At 44.3% G+C, this 5,920-nt stretch carries 5 protein-coding genes; 1 reads left to right on the forward strand and 4 read right to left on the reverse strand.

Going from position 1 to position 5,920, the window contains the following annotated elements; genetic code table 11:
• Window positions 1–141: 141 nt before the first annotated feature.
• Together WBA89_RS21480 and WBA89_RS21485 are read right to left on the reverse strand one after the other, a co-directional pair.
• The gene (locus WBA89_RS21480; RefSeq protein ID WP_424409314.1) at window positions 142–1,239 is read right to left on the reverse strand and encodes a phosphotransacetylase family protein; all 1,098 of its coding nucleotides are present in this window, start codon (window positions 1,237–1,239) and stop codon (window positions 142–144) included.
• A gap of 640 nt (window positions 1,240–1,879) precedes the next feature.
• Window positions 1,880–2,080, reverse strand: a complete 201-nt coding sequence (locus WBA89_RS21485; RefSeq protein ID WP_424409316.1) for a hypothetical protein — start codon at window positions 2,078–2,080, stop codon at window positions 1,880–1,882.
• Window positions 2,081–2,424: 344 nt separating this feature from the next.
• Between WBA89_RS21485 and WBA89_RS21490 the strand changes: the two genes are divergently transcribed.
• Window positions 2,425–3,864: a sensor histidine kinase gene (locus WBA89_RS21490; RefSeq protein ID WP_424409318.1), complete on the forward strand. Its 1,440-nt coding sequence runs from the start codon at window positions 2,425–2,427 to the stop codon at window positions 3,862–3,864.
• Window positions 3,865–4,263: 399 nt separating this feature from the next.
• On the opposite strand, the gene dnaN is transcribed toward WBA89_RS21490, so the two are convergent.
• The gene (gene dnaN / locus WBA89_RS21495; protein WP_424409320.1) at window positions 4,264–5,403 is read right to left on the reverse strand and encodes a DNA polymerase III subunit beta; all 1,140 of its coding nucleotides are present in this window, start codon (window positions 5,401–5,403) and stop codon (window positions 4,264–4,266) included.
• Between the two features lie 163 nt (window positions 5,404–5,566).
• A complete protein-coding gene (locus WBA89_RS21500; protein WP_424409321.1) occupies window positions 5,567–5,743 on the reverse strand; it encodes a hypothetical protein in 177 nt (58 codons plus the stop codon).
• Window positions 5,744–5,920: the final 177 nt, after the last annotated feature.

Genomic DNA, 5,920 nt, shown 5'->3' on the forward strand with positions numbered 1-5,920 from the left:
TCTGACCCCCCCAACCCCCCCTTATTAAGGGGGGGCATCGGAATTCATCTATAGCAAGTATTGATTAAATTGGTATAAGAATTTTTCATTTTTATTTTTTAATTCAAAAAAATTCTGCCTTCTTACACTCCGGCGGCTTGCTTAATGGACTTTCGCTCCCAAACCCAAGGATGCGATCGTGCTGTCCCAGTCAAAGTGTTCTGCCATTAGCTGAGTAACGCATTCCACCTTGATCCGTTCGTGCAGGCGCACGCTGCCAAAGGTGCTGTCGATAATTTCTACCGTGGTTAAGGTATCCAAATCCACAGACAAAACTGGAATTTCCATTTCTTCTGCCCTGCCGATTACCAGGGGAGAAGGAGGCAAGTGCCCTGTGAGAATTAAGCACTGAGTCGAGCTTTCCAGAGCTGCCAACTGAATGTCGGTGCGATCGCCCCCAGTGACTACCGCCATATTTCTGGCTTTGCGGAAATACTTCATCGCCGAACTAACATTCATAGCGCCAATTGTCAAGGTTTCCACCATCAAATCCAAGCGGTCTGGACGGCAGAGCACTTCGGCTTTCAATTGGTGCACCAATTCTTTGACGCTGACACTCCGCAGCAAAGCGCTTCTCGGCAGCATTCCCAAAACTGGAATACCCGCAGCCTCCAAGAAAGGCCGCACTGTCGTCGCGATCGATTCGAGTTTGTCCGAGGGCACATCGTTGAGGACAACCCCAGCCAAGCGCGAACCCAAACGCCGTTTAGCCGACAGCAAATCGTCTATATAAAGATCGATCGGGCGCGTCACCAGCAACACCGAGGCATCAACCGCCTCAGCCACTTGAGGCAAAGACAAATCAAACAAACTGCCTTCCTCCAAATTAGCGGGGCCTTCTAACAGCACCAAGTCAGTGCTGGGGGCTTGCAAATATTGCGCTAGAGACTGGCGGTAGTCTGTCTTGTCTTCTCCCTGCAAACGCTTGTGAACCGTCTCCTCGTCCAAATACAGCAATGTTGACGGCATCTGACTTTCTGAGAGCTTCAGCGTCTCTACCGCAAACCGCACGTCTTCCTCCTCGGTTCCAGCTCCCTCCGAGCTGAAACAGGTTCCCAGAGGTTTGCCGTAGGCGACGGCGAGTCCTTTTGCCCGGAGTGCGAGCGCCATCCCTAGGGCGATGGCAGACTTGCCGCTGTAAGCTTTTGTGGAACCGATCAGTAAATATTTAGTCAATTTGGGTACACCTTCAATCCTCAATTTGCACCTGTCTATTTTAATAAATTTATTTTTTTCAACAGTATTTTTCCACTGCGACTCAATTTCGCAATTCGATTATACTCGATTTTGTCGTTTTTGTGCATAGAGATTTTTTGAAGGAAACTTTTATTCACCTGCTGGTATTTTTTTTTGTTAGCTTTTTTTTTACATTTTTTTGCCGATCGGTATTTTCATAATATTTACTGTACGCACTTTTTGATAAGTATTCAGAAACCGTAATTTCCTTGCTAACCCTTTTTTTGTAATGATTTTCGGTAAATCTTCTTGCGGAAGTTATATTTTTTTCCGTGGCATCGGAATTATATATTTGGAGCCTTGAGCGAGCGATTGTCTCGAAAAGCGGTCTGAATCGCGATCGAGACGATCGCACTGCATACTTCCGATGCTACAGGATTTGACCTCAGACATTGTTACCGATTCCTCACAATTAAAAATAACACGGTAGCAGTGTTGAACCCTATCCCTACCCAAGCTTGAGACAGGGAATTTACAGCGTTTGTTTTTGATAATTTACAGGGCTTATGCAGGGAAACAGTATGGTCTTTATCCTCATATTTTTTGCAGATAATTGAAGATGAATATATATTAATAGTTATTAATTATTGGTTCGATCGCCCGCTCAACTACCGAGCCGCAAAATTTGAACAAAATCGGAAAGGGCGATCGCACTTGCTTGCACCCCATTCAAAACGGCTAAGAGTTCCCCACAGTTAGCAATAGCGCCCTTAATTTGCGATGCCTTCAGGGATGCGATCGGGCGGCGGTAGATTGGAGGGCGAGGTTGGGCGATCGGGCAATTCAGATTTTGTTCTACTATCAATTAATTCTTTCGCTCGGCAAGTTAATTAATTATTAAAAACAGGTTAACAATATAACTCAAGGTTAATTAATAGTTAAATACTCGAATCAAGCGTCAGTAAATCTCAACTCAGTATAAAATAAAGTGAGGCATAATTGCCAGGGCGCATTCTATTTCGGTCACACTCAAACTTGCCTAATATTTGAAGCGGTAAAATCCCATCGATCGCGGCCAGCTTTTTGTGTAATTTGAAAAGCAGTTGGCCGAGAGATAAAGACCCAAATATTCAGTTATTTACCTGCTGAGCTTTGGTAGCATAATTTCCGCTGGCAAATAAAACCCCAAAAAAGCGTGTTAATAAATTTATGTTCAATACTTCCTGCGTAGAAAGACCAGTCCAACCCGCGTCCGAAGCTGAGCTAAGACAACTTGGTTTAGACTCTACTCTCCAAGAATTATCGCTTTACGATTTTCAAGTAGAAGCTATGGATTTGGGGATAAAAATTTCCCAGATGTTAGAAGCTAATCTGCTGTTACCAGGAGTCATCTTGACCAATCGAGGTAAATTTGTCGGCATGATTTCCCGGCGGAGATTTTTAGAATTTCTCAGCCGTCCTTTTGGGCGAGAATTATTTTTAAAACGACCTGTGAGGGCTTTGTACCGCTTTGCAGAAATTGAGACTTTGATTTTTCCTAGCAATACTTTAATTGTGGATGCAGCCCGAAAGTCGCTGCAACGATCGAAAGAACTGCTTTACGAACCGATTGTGGTTCAAGTGTCGCCTCAAACTTATAGTTTGCTAGACGTGCACGAATTGTTAGTAGCCCAATCCAACATTCACGAACTAGCGACAAAATTGCTGAGGCAACAAACTCAATCTCAACTAATTCAAACCGAAAAACTAGCTAGTTTGGGGCAGATGGTAGCTGGAGTAGCTCACGAAATTAGAAATCCCGTCACCTGCATCAGCGGAAATCTCGGCTGTTTGTCCAACTACTCGAAAGATTTCATGGAGTTGCTGTCTGCTTACGAGCAAATTGTCGGCCGCAGCGAAAAAATTGACGAACTCAAGGAAGACATAGAATTTGATTTTTTGCAAGAAGACTGGGTGGAAATTCTCAAAAGTATGAAAGTTTCATCAGAGAGGCTGACGGAACTTGTTACCAGCCTGCACACCTTTTCTTACATGGACGAAACCCATCGCAAAAAAGCTAATATCCACGAGTGTATTGACAGTACGCTGCTAATTCTGAAAAGCCGTCTCAAGTACGGATTTAAATTAGTTAAAAACTATGGGGATTTGCCTTTAGTCAATTGTTATTCTGGTCAGTTGAGCCAGGTGTTTATGAATATCGTCAGCAATGCGATGGATGCTTTGGAAGAGGTAAAAGGAAAAAAAGGTTTTGTGCCTGCGATTACGATTGAAACTGAGGTAATAGAAAGTTTTGACGGAGGCTGCGTAAGTTCGCAATTAATGCAAAATTATGTTTTGGGCGATCGACAAAATGCAAAACAACTATCATCCGCCAGCCAAAACGGTGACTTCAGCCCCGAAGCAGCGGAGAAAAATCAAAATAATACTTGGATAGCGATCAGAATTGCCGATAACGGGCCGGGAATTCCGCCAGAAATTCAGCGGCGGATTTTTGATACATTTTTCACCACTAAACCTGCGGGGAAAGGTACGGGTTTGGGGTTGGCAATTACTCATCAAATTGTTACGGAAAAGCATCGAGGCAAGTTGAATTTGCATTCTACGCCCGGTACGGGGACGGAATTTGAGATTTTGTTGCCATTAATTTGAATGAAGAAGTCATCTCAAATTTCTTAGTATCGGAATTATTCCTATCTCTCTTTATCAGCGTGAATCTGCGTGAATCCGTTATCATCTGCGGTTGCAAAATTATCTTTTTTTAACCGCAGATACAGGCAGATGAACACAGATTAACGCAGATTAATTGTATCAACAATTCCGGCGGCACCGTCTGCGGTTGATTGTTGACTGTTGACTGTTAACTGTTAACTGTTGACTGTTGACTGTTGACTGTTAGCTGTTAGTTGTTATTTGTTAGTTGTTATTGGGAATTGAGAATGGGAAATTGGGAATTCGTAACCAATAACCAATAACCAATAACCAATAACCCATAACCAATAACCAATAACCAATGACTAATGACTAATGACTAATGACTGTTGACTAATTTTAAGCTCTTAGTTGAACTGGCATCACCAAGAATGTAGCATTAACTCCGCCCAAAGGCTGAAAAATTACAGGCGCAAGAGCAGCGTTTAATTGCAGTTGAATTTCGGGAGACTGAGCTGTTTTCAAAATGTCAATTAAGTATTTCACGTTGAAAGCAATGTCGATGCTGTCTCCCGAAATCTGTGCCGGCATTGACTCTTTGCCGGAACCGACATCTTTGGCATCTACCGATAAGGTGATTTCCTGATTTTCTTCGTCGATGCTGCATTTGAGGATGTTATTTTTTTGGTCTGCAAAGACTGCTATTCTTTCGACTGCTGCTAAGAGCGATCGCCTTTCCAAGGTAATTTGCCGCTCAAAAGACGGCGGAATTAACTGCCGGTATGCGGGATATTGCCCTTCCAATGTGCGAGTTGTCAACCGCTGGTCTGCCCATTCAAACACTACTTGACCGTGTTCAAAATGCAGCGTAACGGGTTCAGTCCACTGCCGCATTACTAGCATTCTTTCTACTTCCCGTAATGCTTTGGCGGGAACTGTCACCTCAAATTGTTCTTGGGTTTCTTCGCCTTCGGCTTTTTCATTTGCAGTTTGAACTACTGCCAATCTGTGCCCGTCTGTTGCTGCAAATTCCAAGCAATCTGGCAAGACTTTTAAATGCACTCCTGCGAGTACCTGTTTTGCTTCGTCGGGGCTTGTCGCAAATAAAGTTCCTTTGAGTCCTTCTATCAAAGCTTCGGGCGGCAGTTTGAGGATTGTTCCGGCTTCGATTGCTGGCAATTCTGGGAATTCTTCTGGGCCCATGCCTCTGACTTGGTAGCTGCCAGAACTGCAACTGAGATAGGCTACGGTGTCCCCGGCTTCGTCTTCTAAAGTAATCTCTCCGTCTGGGAGTCTCGAAACAATATCGTTGAGCAATTTAGCGGGTATGGTAAAACTGCCGCCGCCTGTTACTTCTGCTGCGAAGCTGGTGCGAATGCCCAAACTGAGATCGAAAGCTGTCAAGCTAACCCGCTGATTTTCCTCATCCGCTACTAAGAGCACGTTGGCTAGTACCGGATGTGTCGGGCGGGAGGGAACGGCCCGACTTACCAACGAGAGGTTGGCGTTGAGGTCACTTTGGGTGCAAACCAATTTCATGGGAGGTTAATTAACCGGATTTGAGACGAAACCAAATCCTATCACAGAAAGTCGGCGGGCCGATTTTTCTTTGTGCGGGGTGCACGGGTTGGTATAAATCCGGTTTCTGAGGTTGTGGCGCGCCGCCAATTATTTTTGTAGGTGCAGGCTTTGTCAGTATTTTTTATTTATTGAATGTTTTTTGTGTCGATCGCCCTGTGGAAACTGTGGAAAACAAAGTTAATTGCTTGTGGGACGGGACTTGCAGATCAAAAAAACCTGTGGAAAACTTGTGGAAAAGTGGGTGCTGCCGATCGCCCGCCCGTTTCGGTGCAAAAATTGTTTTGTGCCAAGCAGTCATGTTTTCCACAAAATCAGGGTGATTTGTCCACAGGTTTTTCCACAGGCCAGATTTTCTGTTATTGGGAATTGGGAATGGGGAATTGGGAATGGGGAATTGGGAATTGGGAATTGGGAATTGGGAATGGGTAATAACTGACAACAATCAACAGCCAACAGCCAACAGTCAACAGCCAAC

It is taken from the genome of Microcoleus sp. (genome assembly GCF_049646505.1).
GTDB lineage: Bacteria > Cyanobacteriota > Cyanobacteriia > Cyanobacteriales > Microcoleaceae > Microcoleus.

Excerpts from the sequence above, each read along its gene's own strand:
- WBA89_RS21490 (WP_424409318.1), top strand. The coding sequence starts at position 2,425 with ATGTTCAATACTTCCTGCGTAGAAAGACCAGTCCAACCCGCGTCCGAA.
- WBA89_RS21500 (WP_424409321.1), bottom strand. The coding sequence starts at position 5,743 with ATGACTGCTTGGCACAAAACAATTTTTGCACCGAAACGGGCGGGCGAT.
- dnaN (WP_424409320.1), bottom strand. The coding sequence starts at position 5,403 with ATGAAATTGGTTTGCACCCAAAGTGACCTCAACGCCAACCTCTCGTTG.